Here is a 16,203-nt window from a genome sequence, read left to right on the forward strand (position 1 = left end):
TGTGGCATCAGAAGTTCAGCTGAGCAGCAAGTTGAACGCGGCTGCCGTCAAATGTGCGACCGGTGGGCGCGTCGTTTCGCTCACCATAGATATACTCGGCGCTGAGGGTCAGATTGTCGGTCGCCTTGTAGAAGGCGTTGACGTGGATCGTTTCCAGCTCGGTAAAGGACAATGTGCCGGTCGAGGTGGGAAGATCATAGTCCTCACGACCATAGGCTATGCCGACATTCCATTTCGGACTCAGATCTTGTCTGAATTCGACGGTATAGCCATCCACGTCGTTCGCCTGTCCACCGACAATGGCATCCCCGAGGCCGATCAAGTAAGGGCCAAGGGCCTCACCTGTCACATAGTTGACCTGGAACAGCCCGCCTTCCCACGGACGGACCGAGGCAGAGGCGGTGAAGCCGGTTTGATCAACCTCGACATTGCCGGAATTGGCTTTGCCATACAGCACAGCACCACGTGCGATATACGTGCCATCGTTGTACTCCGCCGAAGCGGTCAGGACCGGGTCCTCGGAATTGGAACCGCTGACGTTTTCTTCCACCGAAACGGCAAACTGAGCATTGCTTCCCAACTGCCCAGTGTAACGCAACTGTGGAACACGGGCGAAGGCGATGCCGACCGGTCCGTTGAATTCAACCGAGGTCGGATAGGTGTCCAGCGGCTGGAAGTTAGTCCAGTACTGACCGATCAGGAATTGGTCACCGATCGTGATGTTCGCATGACGCACGCGCAGCTCGGCGGTGCCACCGGAGCCGAACAGGTCAAGCTCCAGTTGACCTCCAATGTCTCCGATCCCGCTGGGTGTTGTGGTGCGCAAGCCGATCCGCGATTGGCGCACAGTGGCGCCAAAGGTGCCATCGGTCGCGGCAGAGGGTTCACCTATGACGTTCACGAAGGCGGTATCGCCCTGATCGAATTCGAAGTCATAGAAGAAGTCGGCCTTGACGTACCCGTATACGTCCAAAGTGGTATTACCAATCCGAAAGTCGCCGTTGGCCGGGCTGCTTTTGGCAGTTTCCAGCGCTTCAACCCGGGCGCGCAACGCGTCGAGTTCGGCTTGGGTCTGGGCGTCCTGAGCATAAGCAAGCGTGCCGGTCACACTAAGCGCGGAGGCAGCAAGCAGGAGTGCCTTCAGTCTTGTCGTCGTCATGTGGGTGTTTCCTTGTGTGCGAGTGTGCACCAACACCGTTTCACGCGGTTTGCGGCGACGGAAATCACGAGAATGGGACAAAAAAGATCAAATATCTCAAGGAATTGTGCAAATTTTGCGTCAAATCCTCACGCGTGGGTGAACAGGTCTGTCAACCATATGAATCCGAAGGCGTTTTTGCGATGCAGAAAGTTGCCGCTGCGTGATGCTGCAGGTGCAAAAAGCCGCCATCCAAACCGGCGTTGTAACGCCAAAGTGACAAGGCAAGCCCCTGGTTTTGACGGAATGTCGAAATCTTTGGTCGGCGCTATTTCGCGCGGGTTTGCAAGAGATGGGCAATTTCCAGCCGGAATCTCAGTTGGAAACAATACTTTGTTTGCGCACCTAATTGTGGCGTGCAAACTGACAGGGCCGTGCGGCTCTACTTTGCCTGCGCCGCACATGCACCTACTATTCCGTACCCCTTCCTTGCGCGGGCAGGCTTGTGTTCCCCACAAAGACCTGTCCGCGTTTTTCTTTGGGTGCCTCGCAGGTAAAAAGAGGCAAAAACCTGCACAAAATCTGCCCACTTGCCTATTGATATTGAATAACAGCTCGCCTTTCGCGCATCTGAGCCCAAAAGGACAAGAAAACCAAAAAGGGCAGACACAATGCGATTCTCACGACTCATCCTTGTTGCGGCAACCTGTGCGGGCCTGGCCGCCTGCGGCGACACCACGGGCGAACAGGCAATCCTCGGCGGTGGTGCCGGGGCAGTGGGGGCGGCTGTCCTCAACGCCGATCCGTTGTTTGGCGCAGCCGTCGGCGCGGCAGGCAACGTGCTTTACTGCAAAACGCAGAACACCTGTAACTAACGCATCTTTTTCGGGGCGCGCGTCGTCCCATCCGTCATCGCGCATCACGCCGTCGTGGGGATCGTTCCCTGCGGCGGCGTTTTGCGTTTCCAGAACACCAAGCCAAAGGACGTTCCATGTTCAATAAGATCCTGATCGCCAACCGGGGCGAAATCGCCTGCCGGGTCATCAAGACCGCCCGCAAGATGGGTATCGGCACCGTCGCCATTTTCTCGGACGCGGACAAGAACGCGCTGCATGTGTCGATGGCCGATGAAGCCGTTCATATTGGCCCGCCGCCCGCCAACCAGTCCTATATCGTGATCGACAAGGTCATGGACGCCATCCGCCAAAGCGGTGCGCAGGCGGTGCATCCGGGTTACGGTTTCTTGTCAGAAAACTCGAAGTTCGCTCAAGCACTCGAGGCTGAAGGTGTCGCCTTTGTCGGCCCTCCGGTTGGTGCGATCGAAAGCATGGGCGACAAGATCACCTCGAAAAAGATTGCACAAGAGGCCGGTGTTTCAACTGTTCCCGGTTACATGGGCCTGATCGAAGACGCGGACGAGGCGGTGAAGATCTCGAACGAAATCGGCTATCCTGTCATGATCAAAGCCAGCGCCGGTGGCGGTGGTAAGGGCATGCGAATTGCGTGGACCGACGAAGAAGCCCGCGAAGGGTTCCAATCGTCCAAGAACGAGGCTGCAAACTCGTTCGGGGATGACCGGATTTTCATCGAGAAGTTCGTCACTCAGCCGCGCCACATCGAAATTCAGGTCCTGTGTGACAGCCATGGCAACGGCATCTATCTGGGCGAGCGTGAATGTTCGATCCAGCGCCGGAACCAGAAGGTGGTTGAAGAGGCACCATCACCCTTCCTTGATCCGGAAACCCGCAAGGCGATGGGCGAACAGGCTGTGGCGCTGGCCCAGGCCGTGAACTACGCCAGCGCAGGCACGGTCGAATTCATCGTGGACGGAGACAAGAACTTCTACTTCCTCGAAATGAACACCCGTTTGCAGGTGGAACACCCCGTTACTGAACTGATCACCGGCGTCGATCTTGTCGAACAGATGATCCGTGTAGCAGCGGGCGAGAAGCTGACGATCACGCAGGATGACGTCACATTGACTGGCTGGGCCATTGAGAATCGCCTGTATGCTGAAGACCCGTATCGGGGCTTCCTGCCGTCGATTGGTCGCCTTTCGCGTTATCGGCCGCCGCAAGAAACAGCGGCTGGCCCGATGCTGGTTAACGGCAAATGGCAAGGCGATGCGCCGGAAGGTGAGGCCGCGGTGCGTAATGATACCGGCGTCTATGAAGGCGGCGAGATCAGCATGTATTACGACCCGATGATCGCCAAGCTCTGCACTTGGGCGCCAACTCGCGAACAGGCGATCGAGGCGATGCGCGTGGCGCTGGACAGCTTCGAGGTCGAAGGCATCGGTCACAACCTGCCGTTCCTGTCGGCCGTGATGGATCACCCGAAATTTATCAGTGGCGACATGACCACCGCTTTCATTGCCGAAGAATATCCGGACGGGTTCGAAGGTGTAGAGCTGCCCGAACTTGATCTTCGTCGGATAGCAGCTTCTTGCGCGGCGATGCATCGTGTCGAAGAAATTCGTCGCACTCGAGTTTCGGGCCGCATGGACAACCATGAACGCAAAGTCGGTAAGCGCTGGGTCGTTTCGCTGGAAGGTCTCGAATTCCCGGTTCAGGTTAACGCTGACAAAGAAGGCGCAACGGTCAAGTTCGAAGATGATACAACCATTCGCGTTTCTTCGGATTGGACACCGGGTGATCAACTGGCGATGTTGGACGTTGACGGCAGCCCGCTGGTTCTGAAAGTCGGTAAGATTTCGGGCGGGTTCCGCATCCGCAATCGTGGTGCCGATATGAAGGTGCGGGTGCGGCGTCCGCGCCAGGCCGAGCTGGCCAAGCTTATGCCGGAAAAACTGCCGCCGGATACTTCGAAAATGCTGCTCTGCCCGATGCCTGGCCTGGTCGTTAAAATCGATGTCGAAGTGGGACAGGAGGTGCAGGAAGGTCAGGCGCTTTGCACCATCGAGGCGATGAAGATGGAAAACATCCTGCGCGCCGAGAAGAAAGGCACGGTTGCCAAGATCAATGCGGGTCCCGGCGACAGCCTCGCCGTGGACGAAGTGATCATCGAGTTCGAGTGATCATGGCTGCGCTTTCAACATATCTCCAAAAGTCTCCGGCGTTCTGCGCCGGGGCTACGGGGTGCGGTGAAAGCGCTCAACCGCCTTCGCGTCGGTCGCGGATTTCGCGCTCACGCAGGGGGGTCTTGTCGATGGACCGGCCGATCTCTCGCACGCTCCAAGGGCTTGGTTTGCGCAGTTTGACCACACCGTCCTTGTCGACAAACACCATCTGGAACCCGCGCGGGCGTAGTTGCGCCCGGATCGGGGATCGCGCCGACGGGTCGGTATCGGTCAGGACCACCACATCCCGGTCTCGCATGGTCGCCTCCCCGTCCAGAAGCATATCTATCTGTTGCTGGAACCTGGGATCGGCAGGTGTGTCTGCAAAAACGACTATGGGCCGGTGCATCCACAAAAAATCGCTTAACTCACTGTCGCCTACAGGGCGGACAAATTCATCATCAGCGGGCGCGGACCCATCGGCGGCCATCGCTGCCAGCGGTATTAGTGCCGAGAAAACAAAGGCAAGCGTTTTGTTCATGGGGCCTCCTGTTCCGTTGAATATAACCCTTGCGCGCGCGAATGCGACTGACGAATTGCACAAGCTGCTCAATTTGTCGCGCGTTGCCCCCGTGGACCCGACGCTGATCAACCATACGCACGGATTACAGTTGCCTGCGATCCGAATTGACGAGAGGACCCCTCAATGACCAACACAAAGGACTGGCGCGCGCTGGCAGAGAAAGAGCTGCGCGGACGACCATTGGATGATCTAACGAAGGAAACGCTGGAAGGCATCGACGTTAAACCGCTTTATACGCAGGAAGATACGGCTGATCTGCCGCACATGGGCTCTCTGCCCGGGTTTGGTCCGTTTACGCGCGGGGTGAAGGCAACGATGTATGCCGGTCGCCCTTGGACGATCCGTCAATATGCAGGCTTTTCGACTGCCGAGGAATCGAACGCCTTCTACCGCCGCAACCTCGCTGCGGGTCAGCAAGGTGTCTCGGTCGCCTTCGATCTGGCCACGCATCGCGGATATGACAGCGACCATCCTCGCGTTGTCGGCGATGTGGGCAAGGCGGGTGTGGCCATCGACAGCGTCGAGGACATGAAAATCCTGTTCGATGGTATCCCGCTGGACAAGGTCTCGGTTTCGATGACCATGAACGGGGCGGTGGTCCCGATCCTTGCCAGCTTCATTGTAGCAGGCGAAGAGCAGGGTCATGACAAATCCGTGCTGTCCGGCACCATTCAGAACGACATTCTGAAAGAGTTCATGGTGCGCAACACCTATATCTATCCGCCCGAGCCATCGATGCGGATCATCTCGGACATTATCGAGTACACCTCGAACGAAATGCCCAAGTTCAACTCGATCTCGATCTCAGGCTATCACATGCAAGAGGCCGGGGCGAACCTGGTGCAGGAACTGGCCTATACCCTGGCCGACGGGCGCGAATATGTACGCGCTGCGACACAGTCTGGTATGGACGTGGATAAGTTTGCGGGCCGTCTGTCGTTCTTCTTTGCCATCGGTATGAACTTTTTCATGGAGATCGCCAAACTGCGCGCCGCGCGGACCCTGTGGCATCGCGTGATGACCGAGTTCGGCGCAAAATCCGACCGTTCAAAGATGCTGCGCACGCACTGCCAGACGTCTGGCGTGTCGCTGCAAGAGCAGGACCCCTATAACAACGTGATCCGCACAGCCTATGAGGCGATGAGCGCGGTACTGGGCGGCACCCAGTCGCTGCACACCAACGCTTTGGACGAGGCGATTGCGCTGCCGACTGACTTTTCGGCCCGCATTGCGCGGAATACCCAGCTGGTGCTGCAGGAAGAGACCGGTGTGACCGATGTGGTCGACCCTCTGGCCGGTTCTTATTACATCGAAAGCCTGACCAACGAGCTGGTCGAAAAGGCCTGGGCCCTGATGGAAGAGGTCGAGGAGATGGGCGGCATGACCAAGGCCGTCGCTTCAGGTATGCCCAAGCTACGGATCGAGGAAAGCGCCGCGCGCCGTCAGGCCATGATCGACCGTGGTGATGAGGTGATCGTCGGTGTCAACAAGTACCGAAAGGAACAGGAAGACCCAATCGACATTCTGGACGTCGACAACGTCGCCGTGCGCGAAGCGCAGGTCGCGCGACTGGAACGTATCCGTGCAACCCGTGACGAGGGTGCGTGCCAAGCGGCACTGGACAATCTGACCCAAACCGCCCGCGAAGGTGGCAACCTGCTGGCTGCTGCGGTTGAGGCCGCCCGTGCCCGCGCATCCGTAGGAGAGATCAGCATGGCAATGGAGAAAGAATTCGGCCGTCACCGCGCCGAAGTGAAAACGCTGGCCGGTGTTTATGGCGCGGCTTATGAAGGTGACGAAGGCTTTGCCGCGATCCAGAAATCCATTGAAGACTTTGCCGAAGCTGAAGGACGGCGCCCCCGCCTGTTGGTGGTGAAAATGGGCCAGGATGGTCACGACCGGGGTGCCAAGGTTATTGCGACGGCCTTTGCGGACATTGGATTTGACGTCGATGTCGGGCCTTTGTTCCAGACACCTGCCGAAGCCGCGCAGGACGCAGTGGACAATGACGTGCATGTGGTCGGGATTTCTTCGCAGGCTGCCGGGCACAAGACGCTGGCCCCGCAGTTGGTGGAAGAACTGAAGAAGGCCGGGGCCGAGGACATTATCGTCATCTGCGGCGGCGTGATCCCGCAGCAGGATTACCAGTTCTTGTACGACCACGGTGTGAAAGCGATCTTTGGTCCGGGCACCAATATCCCCGAAGCGGCCCAGGACATCCTGCGCCTGATCAGCGAAGCTCGCGACTAACCATTGGCCAAGATTTTCCGTCGAAAAATCTTGTGATCCTGCGCTAATGTCGGAAACATGCGACCAGACCTGCTTGGGTCTGGTCGTAATTTTTTCAGGAGGGGCGCATGTTGCTCGATCATCTGGCTGTCGCTGGCGAAACGCTGGAGGAAGCGTCCGCGCATATCGAACAGGCATTGGGCGTGGCGCTGCAGGCGGGCGGCAAGCACGAGAAGTTTGGCACCTATAACCGATTATTGGGCCTCAAAGATGGTTTGTATCTTGAGGCGATTGCAATTGACCCCGACGCGCCGACACCGGAACGGACCCGCTGGTTCGATCTGGACCGGTTTACAGGCAACCCTCGCTTGACCAACTGGATTTGCCGCGTGCCCGATATCGAAGCTTCGCTGTCAGTATTTCCCGATGGTGTCGGAGCGCCTGTCGATCTGAACCGCGGGGCCCTGAGTTGGCGCATGGCCGTGCCACCGACTGGTCGTCTTCCTTTTGATAACCTGTTTCCTGCACTGATCCAGTGGCAGGGTGATCTGCACCCAGCACAGATGTTGCAAGACAGCGGTTGCCGCCTGCGCAGGTTGGTTGTGTACCACCCGGATGCGCTGACATTGGCCACGCATCTTGGCGCGCTCGACGGGGTGGTTTTTGACACTGGCCCAGCCGCCCTGCGGGCCGAGGTTGAAACCCCGCACGGTCTGCGCGTGTTGGAATGAAGGTTCGCCCTGCTCAGCCAGCAGATGCGCCCGCGATTGCCGAGATTACCAATCAGATCATTCGCGAGACGCTGGTGACGTTTACAACCGATACCCGCAGCGCTGAGAGTATCGCCCAAGATATCCACGCCCGAGGTCCGGGGTTTCTGGTTGCAGAAGTTGACAATCACGTGGTCGGGTTTGCAACCTTTGGACCTTTCCGCTCTGGCCCCGGTTATGCCCACAGTTGCGAACACTCGATCCAATTGGCACGCGACGCGCGCGGCAAAGGCGCGGGCCGCGCCTTAATGACCGCGCTTGAGCAGGCAGCGCGGGCCAAGGGCATCCACGTGCTGGTTGCGGGTATCTCGTCCGCAAACCCTGCTGCTGTTGCATTCCACGCGGCGCTGGGCTTCGAACAGGTCGGGCATTTGCCTCAGGTTGGTTACAAATGGGGGCAATGGCTGGATCTTATGCTGATGCAGAAAATTCTTTCACCGGGATGATCTATCGCACCTGACAGTCCCTTATTGTGGCGCTAGGGTACGCCCATGTCGATTTGGACTCGCATATCCGACGCGCTCAGCGCCCTTGCCCAAGGCGAAAGCCTGACCGCCGTTTTTGAAAAACTGCGCTCACCACCTGAACGCTCGGTGGCGTTCACGATTGCCGTGATTGCACTGGGTGCAAAAATGGCCAAGGCCGATGGGCAAGTGACGCGGGATGAGGTCACGGCCTTCCGCGACGTGTTCCAGATCGCCCGCGAGGATGAAGAGGGCGCGGCGCGGGTTTTCAATATGGCGCGCACGGATGTCGCCGGGTATCAGGACTATGCCCGCAAGATCGCGCGGATGTTTTCCGAAGACAGCACCACGCTTTGCGACCTGATGGAGGGGTTGTTCCACATTGCGATGGCCGACGGTTTCTATCATCCCAACGAAAATGAGTTTTTGGAAGACGTCAGTCGCATTTTTGGCCAGACAGATGCGCAGTTTCTGGCCTTGCGCGCACGGTTTGTAACGGATGCGCCCAACGACCCATATGTGGTGCTGGGTGTGTCTCGGGATATGCCCATGGCTGAGATTCGCAAAGTCTGGCGTCAGTTGGTTCGTGAGACTCACCCGGACGCCATGATGGCGCGCGGGGTCCCGGAAGAAGCGATCCGGTTGGCAGAAAAGAAGATGATCGACATCAATCGCGCCTGGGACGAGATCAACGGCGCGGCGGCCTAAGGAGATGCGGCTGGCGACCTACAATATCGAATGGTTTGCCAATCTCTTCGACAAAAATGACGCCCTCATTGTCGATGGCAGTTGGTCGGGCCGGCACGACGTCACCAAAGCTCAGCAAGTCGAGGCTATTGCCAAGGTTTTGACCGCGATGGATGCCGACGCGGTGTTGATTGTCGAGGCCCCGAACACCGGCAAACGCCAGAACACGGTACGTGCGTTGCAGGCTTTTGCCGAGGCATTTGATCTGCGCACCACTGACGCAGTAATGGGCTTTGCCAATGACACGCATCAGGAACTTGCGTTGCTATATGACAGATCTGTTCTGAGCACGCGTCACGATCCGCAAGGGGACATCGCAGACGGGTCTGCCCCCCGGTTCGATGGCGAATTCAGAATCGACCTGGATGTTGATGCGACCGAGGACATCGTTCGGTTTTCAAAACCGCCATTGGAATTGGCGCTGACAACACAAGCAGGCAAGGACATCAGGCTTATTGGGGCGCATCTAAAGTCCAAAGCGCCGCATGGGGCAGGGTCCAGAGACGAGGCGATCCGCATTTCGATTGCCAATCGCCGCAAGCAGCTTGCGCAGGCGGTCTGGTTGGCCCGAAGGGTCGAGGGGCATTTGGCGCAGGACGAGTCTGTCATTTTGCTGGGGGATCTGAATGACGGTCCGGGGCTGGATGAGTTCGAACACCTCTTTGGCCGCTCGTCGGTTGAGATCTTGCTGCAAGCGGGGCTGTTTGATCCGCACGCGGTCAGGGCTCATGAATTCCGGCCGGGATCTCTACCTGCTACCGCGCGATTTGCGCGCCCAGACGAAGGCCGGTATCTTGAGGCGCTATTGGATTACATCATGATATCCGACGACCTCCGTACCTTTGATCCCACCTGGCGCATATGGCACCCGTTTCGGGATGTCGCCTGCTGGTCTGAACCTGAATTGCGGCAGGCGCTGTTGACAGCTTCGGATCATTTTCCGGTCACTCTGGATATTGACCTGTGACCTTTGCAGCCTGTGCTCGAGAGGTTTTATAAAGGCTATGAAACAGATTGTTCTGATCAGCATCTTATCGGCGTCTATTGCGATGCCATCTTCGGCGCAAGAAGACACGGACAAATCCCTGATGGAGCAGGGGGCCGAGCTGTTTTTCGAAGGGCTGCGCAAGGAAATGGAACCGGCGCTGGATGACTTGCTGGGGCTGGCGGATGAGTTTGGTCCCGCCATGCAGTCCTTTTTGCAGGAAATGGGCCCTGCGTTGGCGGAGCTGGCGGCTCAGGTCAAGGATTGGAGCGCCTATGAAGCGCCTGAAATCCTGCCCAATGGCGACATCATCATCCGCAAAAAGCCGGTTGAAGACCTGCCTGAACCTGAAAGCAAGGACGAAGAGATCCCCGAGGGCACAACCGATATCTGAGCCCGCCTCAGCCCTTGATGATCACCTGCGCCTCAGATTTCAGCGCGCTTGCCAGCGAATTCAGGCGGGCTTCGGCCACTTCGCTGAACAAAGGGGCTGCAGTCTCGGGCAGATACAGCTCAAGTTCGCGCTTTTTGGGATAGAATTTCAGACGTCCCATACTGGCGTCGTTATGCATCCACAGCATCGCGCCAAAACGCATGGCCTTGCCAAGAATCTCGGCTTGTTTCTGGTCTTTTTCGTCCAGCAACGCATACAGGGGTGCAAACCTGTTGCCCTCGCGCTTGTTCTTGTAGCGATGTTGCAGTGCCAGCCCGATAAAGACACGTTCCGAGTGTTTCAGACCCCCAAGGTTGGCGCGGGTGACATTGTCAAAGCAGACCTCGGCCCGATAGTCGGGATGGGCGCGCCAACTGACGTCGTGCAACAGGCACGCCGCCTGGATCAGGCGCACTCGGCTTGATGGGGCTGAATTGAACAGCGGCATCACAAAGTCATACAAACTGCGGCCAAAGCCGGGTATACGCGCGTCCTTGGCTTCGGAAAAACGGCTGGCTTCGATCAACGGGTCGCGGTCGCGCAGTTCCTGCGACATCTGTTCATACAGCAACCCCTCGCGGATGCCGTAGCTTGAGATCGCGATATCCTTTGGTTTGAACGTACGGATCAGCCGCGCCAGAACATCCATTGCATAAGGGATCAGAGACATACGCGAGCTTGAGACCCCGGCCTCGCTGCGCAGTTTTTCATAGTCACTCTTTTCTATGAACTTGATCGTCTCGCGCACCTGTTTGGTGGTCATGCGGTATTCGTGCAGCACGTTCAGCGGATAACCCCGTCGCAGCATGTCCAGCCGGGCAAAGGCACGCCAGCTGCCTCCGACCAGAAACAGGCGATCGCGCTGCGGACCCATCTGATCGCGCAGCTCTTCCATAGTTGACTTGATATGCGCTTTTCGCGCCCGCCGCCCACCCTTGATGTCGCGCAGCTTCAGTGGCCCGAGGGCTGATGTCACGCGACGACCGACCTGACCATCGCCGATTTCCGCCAACTCCATGGACGAGCCGCCAATGTCGCAGATCAGGCCATAAGCGCCGGGCCAGCCCAACAACACGCCTTGCGCTGACAAACGCGCCTCTTCGGCCCCGTCGATCACAGCCACGTGCAATCCGGTTTCTGCCTTGACCTGCGCGCAGAAATCCGGCCCGTCTTCGGCCTCGCGCACTGCGGCTGTGGCCACCACGTGCAGTCCTGGCAAATCCAAGTCCATTGCCAGATGCTGGAACCGCCGCAGCGCCGCCAGCGCTCGGTCGCGCCCGCGCGGGTTCAGCCGACCCGTCTCGGACAGGCCCGCGCCCAGTTCGCACATCACCTTTTCGTTGTAGAAATAAGCGGGCGACCGAGCCGCCCCGTCGAAGATCACCATCCGAACCGAGTTCGACCCCACATCGACCACCCCGACCCTCGACAGGGCCCGTGTGCCAGGGTCGTCGAACAGAGGTTTTCCGAAAGGTCCCCAGTCCGGGATGTCGGTTTCGACGGTCTGATCCATGTGTCTTCCAGATACTGCAGTAAGAGGATGCGAAATTGGGGCTTGCGGGTCAATCATCCGTCTCGATCTCATCCGGGTGTGTGTTCAAGACCCGGACCGCCAAGGCGCGTGTGATGTCACGCTTTTCTGCCAACGCCAAATGGTCAAGTTGCGCGACAACGTGCGCGGCGGTTTCAAACCGTCGATCCATGTGCTTGACGAGATAGGCGATGACCTCGGGGCCCGGATTTAGCTGCCGGTCCACAAACAGTTTGGCCAGCACCGCGCCCAGCAACGCGTCATCAGGTGGATCCAACGCGACGTGATGGGCCCCTTCCACGCGGCTTTGCAGATCCGCCAGCGGCAGCTCCCAGAACTTCGGCGCAAGCCTGCCGGTCATAAGCAGGGCATGCCCTTCGGCCAGAACCAGATTGTGCAGGTGAAAGAGTGTTTTCTGCTGTTCCAAGTCCCCCGCAACCATGGGCACGTCTTCAACAGCGATCGGCTTGCGCGCCAGATCAGGCACGTCGTCATAACGCAGGTCTGCCGCCTGAATGATCCGACCGCCGGTTTCGGCGGCCCATACATGCGCCAGATGAGTTTTGCCCGCGCCCGCCGGGCCACTCAGCACCAGCTTGTTGCCGGGCCAGGACGTGGCCGAGATCATTGCAACGGCCAGAGCATTAGAAGGCGAGACAAAGAAATCCTCACGCCCAAGCGCAGTTTTGGCGGGCAGGTCAAAGCTGAGTTGTTGGGCCATTTAGTCGGTTTCCTGATCCTGGCTTTCAAGACCGGTGTAAAGTCTGCTGTCCAGATACAGTGATGTACCAAACCGGGCCAGCACACCCAACGCGGCGGCGACCGGAACGGCGATCAGCATCCCGACAAAGCCGAAAAGCGCACCAAAGACCGATAACGCCAGCAGCAGCCAGACCGGGTGTAGCCCAACAGAGTTGCCTACCAGCTTGGGCGTCAGGAAATTGCCTTCGGTGACTTGGCCAATAGCAAAGATGCCCGCGATCAAGCCGATATGTGCCCAATCGCCCCAAAATTGAAACAGCGCCAGCCCAATGGCCAGTGAGCCACCGATCAAAGCACCCAGATAGGGAATGAACGTGACCAGTCCGGCGATGAAACCCACGATCAGCCCGAATTGCAGACCGGCCAGCATGAGGGCAACCGCGTAGTAGGTGCCGAGGATCAAACACACAGTTCCCATCCCACGCACAAAAGAGGCTAGCACCACGTTGATCTCGCCCGCCAGTCGCATGATGGCGGGGGCATGGTCGCGCGGCAGCAACTCTCCGATACGGGCGATCATGCGATCCCAATCCAGCAGCAGGTAGACAGCCACAACTGGTACGATCACCAGAAGCACCACGATGTTGAGTGCTGAACCCAATGAGGTCAGCACCGTTTGCAAGACATCCCCAGTCTTGGATTTCAGCGTTTCACCGAAAGACACCAGCATTTGGTGTGTGCTTGATTCCCGGTCCAATAGGGAGGGAAACTGTTTTTCGATAAAGCCGCGCAATTGTTTGAACAGGTCGGGTAGGACATCAATCAGGTCCAGCAACTGAGTGATCAGAGCGGGTACTACCATCAGAATTGCCAGCACAAATCCCAGCACGCCCACCACCGTGATGATGGCCGTGGCCGCCATGCGCGACAGGCCAATCCGCTCAAGTCGGTCTGCAACCGGATCAAGGAAATAGGCAATTGCCCCACCAATGACGAAGGGCAGCAGGACATCCCCCAAAGCCCAGAGGATCAGCACAAAAACCGCAGCGGCGACGCTCCAGTATCTCAGTTGATCCTTAACCGGCAAAGCCATGGCGATCCCCTTGTTCAGGCCGTTGCTGGTGTTCTTGGCGTATCAAAGCCCATGATGCAAGCGCTTCATTTGACCGGGCTTTGCAGCGTTCAGACGTGCAGTGTCCCGAGTTCCGGAGTGTTCACGTCTGCGGCTTCATCTGGCCAGTTGGTACGCCAGATTTCCGCTGACCAATGGCCGCAATGGACGGCAGGGCGGTCAAAACCGGGCAGGGCAGGCAACATCGGTTCAACAATGACGTCATGGCGGGGGACGGCGAAGTAAGGGAAGGAGTATCGTTCCTTGCCTGACCGGTTGACCACACGATGTGGTGTGGACTTCAATCGTCCGCCGGACCAAAGCTCCAGCATGTCGCCGATATTGACCACAAAGCCGCCGGGCGGGCAGTCCGGTGTGATCCATCCGCCGGTGCGGGTTTGCACCTCAAGCCCGCCAACCGGATCGGGGGCGATGATGGTCAGCGCGTCCGTGTCCTTGTGCGGGTGGATGCCATAGCCTGCCTCATCCTCCTCCTGCGGAGGGTAGTGCAGCAGGGTCATGTTGGTCATCGGGTCCCGAAAGGCGCCGCGCAGCGTGTCATGTTTCAGGTTCAGGCCAGCCTCTAAGGCGCCCAGCAAAAGATCGGCTACGCGATCCAGTTGGGCCCAATAGCCCAGAATGATCTCTTTGGCACCGGGCACCTCATCTGGCCACAGGTTCGGTCCGTATAAAGCACAATCTGCGCGTACCGGCGCGTCTTCCGCGACCTCGTGATGCAGTTTGTAGCCTTCATACTTGTCGGCCTTGCCTGACCCATCATTGGGCGTGAAGAACCCCATGGGAATATAACCGCGATAGTTCTCACGGGTGATGGCCTGATCCCATTTGCGGGTCTCTTCGATGGCAAAAATCTCTCGGGTCGCCTGCCGGACCATATCAACGGTTTGCCGAGGCACGCCTGTCCCGGTGATGGACAGGAACCCGATCCCGGTACAAGCCTCAATGATGCGCTGTACAGTCGCATCGTACGCCGCAGTATTCGGCTCAGCCAATGGCGAGATGTCGATGGTCGGAATGCTGTCCATCAGTGAATCCTGACCCCCTGACGCCGTAGTTCCTTGTGAACAGGTGTCAGATTCAACTGGTCCAGGTCCTGATTGCTTTTCAAAGACAGGGCTGCCGCAACGCCTGCACCCTGACCCATGACGGCGCAGCAGGCCATGTTGCGTGTGGCGGCATGGGCCACGCGGTCCGCGCCATGGGACCGACCTGCGACCAGCAGGCCCTTGATCCCCTTCGGCAGCATCGAGCGATAGGGAACCTGCATGTATCGCCCCGTGGTGGGCAGGATCAGAATGCCATAGCCGTCGATGAATTCGGGGTAGATGCCGATCGTATCCTCGAACCGGCCCTGATGGCGGGCGTCGTTTTCGGTCATGGTGTACACGGCATCGATCTTGCGGGTGTCGCGAATACCAATGGTCATCCCGAAATTCCGCAACCGTGCGTTCTCGCAACCGGGCATGAACCTTCGTAGGGCATCGATGGCCAACATCGACTGGCGCCGCCCCTCGATTTCACCGCGCGTCAGGCTGTCAGGATCGGTCCCGTCGATCTCGGCCAGGTGGATGAGGTTCATATAGGTCAGCTCACCCGTGTCATGCATCGCGCCCCAAGTGCCCGCAATCGTGTTCAGATGCGGGGGGATCAGACCTTCGTCTATCGCTTGCTGGAACGGCTTTTTTACGAAGGGCGAGAACATGTCGTCCTCTTTTCCGCTGGTTTCGATATTCCACTCACCGCCACCGCCCCAATCCTTGTAGGTCTGCGGGTCCGCTTTCACGCCTTCCATAAAGGCGCGTTTGTCGACACCTGCCAGATGGAACATGACCGAGGCGGCCATCATGTCCTCACGTGGGGTTTTGTAGGTCGGCGCTCCCGCGCGATGGGCCACATCTGCATCACCGGTGGCGTCGATCACAACCTTGGCAAGGATCGCCTCGCGCCCCGCCTTGGATTCGGTGATGATGCCGGTGATCCGGTCGCCCTCCATGATGGGGGCAACGAATTGACGGTGCAGCATGGGATGCACGCCCGCCTCTTCGACCAGTTTGTCTGCGACCAGTTTGAACCCTTCGCTGTCCAGCTCATAACTCAGCGATTGACTCTCCGGGACAGCAGCCCCCATGTCTTTGGCCCTGGTTTCGAACTCCATCCCGATACCGCCTGCTTCAACGGTTTTCTCGTGCCGGTACCAGGCGAATCCTTCGACGCCGACCGCTGTGATGTTGCCGCCCATGCAGCCGAACCGATCAACCAGAGACACCTCGGCCCCGGCTCGTGCAGCGGCCAGCGCTGCGGCCAGTCCGGCGGGGCCGGAACCCACAACCAAAACATCGGTCTGATGGATCACAGGGACTTGGCGGGCTGGTTCCTGAATCGTTTGCATCGGCGCCTCGTGGATTTAGCAATTCTGTTACAATTGAAACTCTCGATTGGCGGGTCAATCAAAAAACCGACTGACGTGAAG

Annotated in this window: 15 protein-coding genes; 8 read left to right on the forward strand and 7 right to left on the reverse strand. The window is 58.4% G+C overall.

Going from position 1 to position 16,203, the window contains the following annotated elements:
* Window positions 1-7: 7 nt before the first annotated feature.
* Window positions 8-1,159, reverse strand: coding sequence for a DcaP family trimeric outer membrane transporter (locus tag AC2FLD_RS04845; protein ID WP_496667752.1), 1,152 nt, complete (start codon window positions 1,157-1,159; stop codon window positions 8-10).
* Between the two features lie 650 nt (window positions 1,160-1,809).
* On the opposite strand from AC2FLD_RS04845, the gene AC2FLD_RS04850 reads away from it, so the two are divergent.
* Entirely contained in the window at window positions 1,810-2,013 is a 204-nt protein-coding gene (locus tag AC2FLD_RS04850; RefSeq protein WP_083445188.1) for a hypothetical protein, read from the forward strand.
* A gap of 116 nt (window positions 2,014-2,129) precedes the next feature.
* The gene (locus AC2FLD_RS04855) at window positions 2,130-4,175 is read left to right on the forward strand and encodes an acetyl-CoA carboxylase biotin carboxylase subunit (RefSeq protein ID WP_496667753.1); all 2,046 of its coding nucleotides are present in this window, start codon (window positions 2,130-2,132) and stop codon (window positions 4,173-4,175) included.
* 76 nt (window positions 4,176-4,251) lie between these two features.
* Here AC2FLD_RS04855 and AC2FLD_RS04860 read toward each other — a convergent pair whose 3' ends face one another.
* Window positions 4,252-4,698, reverse strand: coding sequence for a DUF4174 domain-containing protein (locus tag AC2FLD_RS04860; protein WP_496667754.1), 447 nt, complete (start codon window positions 4,696-4,698; stop codon window positions 4,252-4,254).
* 165 nt (window positions 4,699-4,863) lie between these two features.
* Between AC2FLD_RS04860 and scpA the strand changes: the two genes are divergently transcribed.
* The 6 genes from scpA (at window position 4,864) to AC2FLD_RS04890 (ending at window position 10,329) form a co-directional block, all read left to right on the forward strand.
* Window positions 4,864-6,990 (forward strand): methylmalonyl-CoA mutase, encoded by a 2,127-nt coding sequence (scpA, locus tag AC2FLD_RS04865; RefSeq protein ID WP_496667755.1) that lies wholly within the window; start codon window positions 4,864-4,866, stop codon window positions 6,988-6,990.
* A gap of 107 nt (window positions 6,991-7,097) precedes the next feature.
* Window positions 7,098-7,700, forward strand: coding sequence for a VOC family protein (locus AC2FLD_RS04870; protein WP_496667756.1), 603 nt, complete (start codon window positions 7,098-7,100; stop codon window positions 7,698-7,700).
* Window positions 7,697-8,185, forward strand: coding sequence for a GNAT family N-acetyltransferase (locus tag AC2FLD_RS04875; RefSeq protein WP_496667757.1), 489 nt, complete (start codon window positions 7,697-7,699; stop codon window positions 8,183-8,185). Before AC2FLD_RS04870 ends, AC2FLD_RS04875 begins: the two co-directional genes overlap by 4 nt.
* A 45-nt stretch (window positions 8,186-8,230) precedes the next feature.
* Window positions 8,231-8,911 carry a TerB family tellurite resistance protein gene (locus tag AC2FLD_RS04880; RefSeq protein WP_496667758.1) on the forward strand — a complete coding sequence of 227 codons (681 nt, stop codon included), beginning with the start codon at window positions 8,231-8,233 and terminating at the stop codon, window positions 8,909-8,911.
* Between the two features lie 4 nt (window positions 8,912-8,915).
* Entirely contained in the window at window positions 8,916-9,917 is a 1,002-nt protein-coding gene (locus AC2FLD_RS04885) for an endonuclease/exonuclease/phosphatase family protein (RefSeq protein WP_496667759.1), read from the forward strand.
* Between the two features lie 37 nt (window positions 9,918-9,954).
* Window positions 9,955-10,329, forward strand: a complete 375-nt coding sequence (locus AC2FLD_RS04890; RefSeq protein WP_496667760.1) for a hypothetical protein — start codon at window positions 9,955-9,957, stop codon at window positions 10,327-10,329.
* 7 nt (window positions 10,330-10,336) lie between these two features.
* Here the strand turns inward: AC2FLD_RS04890 and AC2FLD_RS04895 are convergent, their stop codons facing one another.
* From AC2FLD_RS04895 to AC2FLD_RS04915, 5 genes are all read right to left on the reverse strand, one after another.
* Window positions 10,337-11,881 (reverse strand): Ppx/GppA family phosphatase, encoded by a 1,545-nt coding sequence (locus AC2FLD_RS04895; RefSeq protein ID WP_050602890.1) that lies wholly within the window; start codon window positions 11,879-11,881, stop codon window positions 10,337-10,339.
* Window positions 11,882-11,930: 49 nt separating this feature from the next.
* Window positions 11,931-12,620 (reverse strand): P-loop NTPase family protein, encoded by a 690-nt coding sequence (locus AC2FLD_RS04900; RefSeq protein ID WP_496667761.1) that lies wholly within the window; start codon window positions 12,618-12,620, stop codon window positions 11,931-11,933.
* Window positions 12,621-13,694 carry an AI-2E family transporter gene (locus AC2FLD_RS04905; protein ID WP_496667762.1) on the reverse strand — a complete coding sequence of 358 codons (1,074 nt, stop codon included), beginning with the start codon at window positions 13,692-13,694 and terminating at the stop codon, window positions 12,621-12,623.
* An 89-nt stretch (window positions 13,695-13,783) separates the two neighbouring features.
* Window positions 13,784-14,758, reverse strand: coding sequence for an isopenicillin N synthase family dioxygenase (locus AC2FLD_RS04910; protein WP_496667763.1), 975 nt, complete (start codon window positions 14,756-14,758; stop codon window positions 13,784-13,786).
* A complete protein-coding gene (locus AC2FLD_RS04915; RefSeq protein ID WP_496667764.1) occupies window positions 14,758-16,122 on the reverse strand; it encodes an FAD-dependent oxidoreductase in 1,365 nt (454 codons plus the stop codon). Before AC2FLD_RS04915 ends, AC2FLD_RS04910 begins: the two co-directional genes overlap by 1 nt.
* Between the last annotated feature and the right edge of the window lie 81 nt (window positions 16,123-16,203).

Source organism: Ruegeria sp. CDSA021, from assembly GCF_059612325.1.

What these genes read in the sequence shown, in the direction of transcription:
- AC2FLD_RS04845 (WP_496667752.1), bottom strand. Translation starts at nt 1,159, where the DNA reads ATGACGACGACAAGACTGAAGGCACTCCTGCTTGCTGCCTCCGCGCTT.
- AC2FLD_RS04850 (WP_083445188.1), top strand. Translation starts at nt 1,810, where the DNA reads ATGCGATTCTCACGACTCATCCTTGTTGCGGCAACCTGTGCGGGCCTG.
- AC2FLD_RS04855 (WP_496667753.1), top strand. Translation starts at nt 2,130, where the DNA reads ATGTTCAATAAGATCCTGATCGCCAACCGGGGCGAAATCGCCTGCCGG.
- AC2FLD_RS04860 (WP_496667754.1), bottom strand. Translation starts at nt 4,698, where the DNA reads ATGAACAAAACGCTTGCCTTTGTTTTCTCGGCACTAATACCGCTGGCA.
- scpA (WP_496667755.1), top strand. Translation starts at nt 4,864, where the DNA reads ATGACCAACACAAAGGACTGGCGCGCGCTGGCAGAGAAAGAGCTGCGC.
- AC2FLD_RS04870 (WP_496667756.1), top strand. Translation starts at nt 7,098, where the DNA reads ATGTTGCTCGATCATCTGGCTGTCGCTGGCGAAACGCTGGAGGAAGCG.
- AC2FLD_RS04875 (WP_496667757.1), top strand. Translation starts at nt 7,697, where the DNA reads ATGAAGGTTCGCCCTGCTCAGCCAGCAGATGCGCCCGCGATTGCCGAG.
- AC2FLD_RS04880 (WP_496667758.1), top strand. Translation starts at nt 8,231, where the DNA reads ATGTCGATTTGGACTCGCATATCCGACGCGCTCAGCGCCCTTGCCCAA.
- AC2FLD_RS04885 (WP_496667759.1), top strand. Translation starts at nt 8,916, where the DNA reads ATGCGGCTGGCGACCTACAATATCGAATGGTTTGCCAATCTCTTCGAC.
- AC2FLD_RS04890 (WP_496667760.1), top strand. Translation starts at nt 9,955, where the DNA reads ATGAAACAGATTGTTCTGATCAGCATCTTATCGGCGTCTATTGCGATG.
- AC2FLD_RS04895 (WP_050602890.1), bottom strand. Translation starts at nt 11,881, where the DNA reads ATGGATCAGACCGTCGAAACCGACATCCCGGACTGGGGACCTTTCGGA.
- AC2FLD_RS04900 (WP_496667761.1), bottom strand. Translation starts at nt 12,620, where the DNA reads ATGGCCCAACAACTCAGCTTTGACCTGCCCGCCAAAACTGCGCTTGGG.
- AC2FLD_RS04905 (WP_496667762.1), bottom strand. Translation starts at nt 13,694, where the DNA reads ATGGCTTTGCCGGTTAAGGATCAACTGAGATACTGGAGCGTCGCCGCT.
- AC2FLD_RS04910 (WP_496667763.1), bottom strand. Translation starts at nt 14,758, where the DNA reads ATGGACAGCATTCCGACCATCGACATCTCGCCATTGGCTGAGCCGAAT.
- AC2FLD_RS04915 (WP_496667764.1), bottom strand. Translation starts at nt 16,122, where the DNA reads ATGCAAACGATTCAGGAACCAGCCCGCCAAGTCCCTGTGATCCATCAG.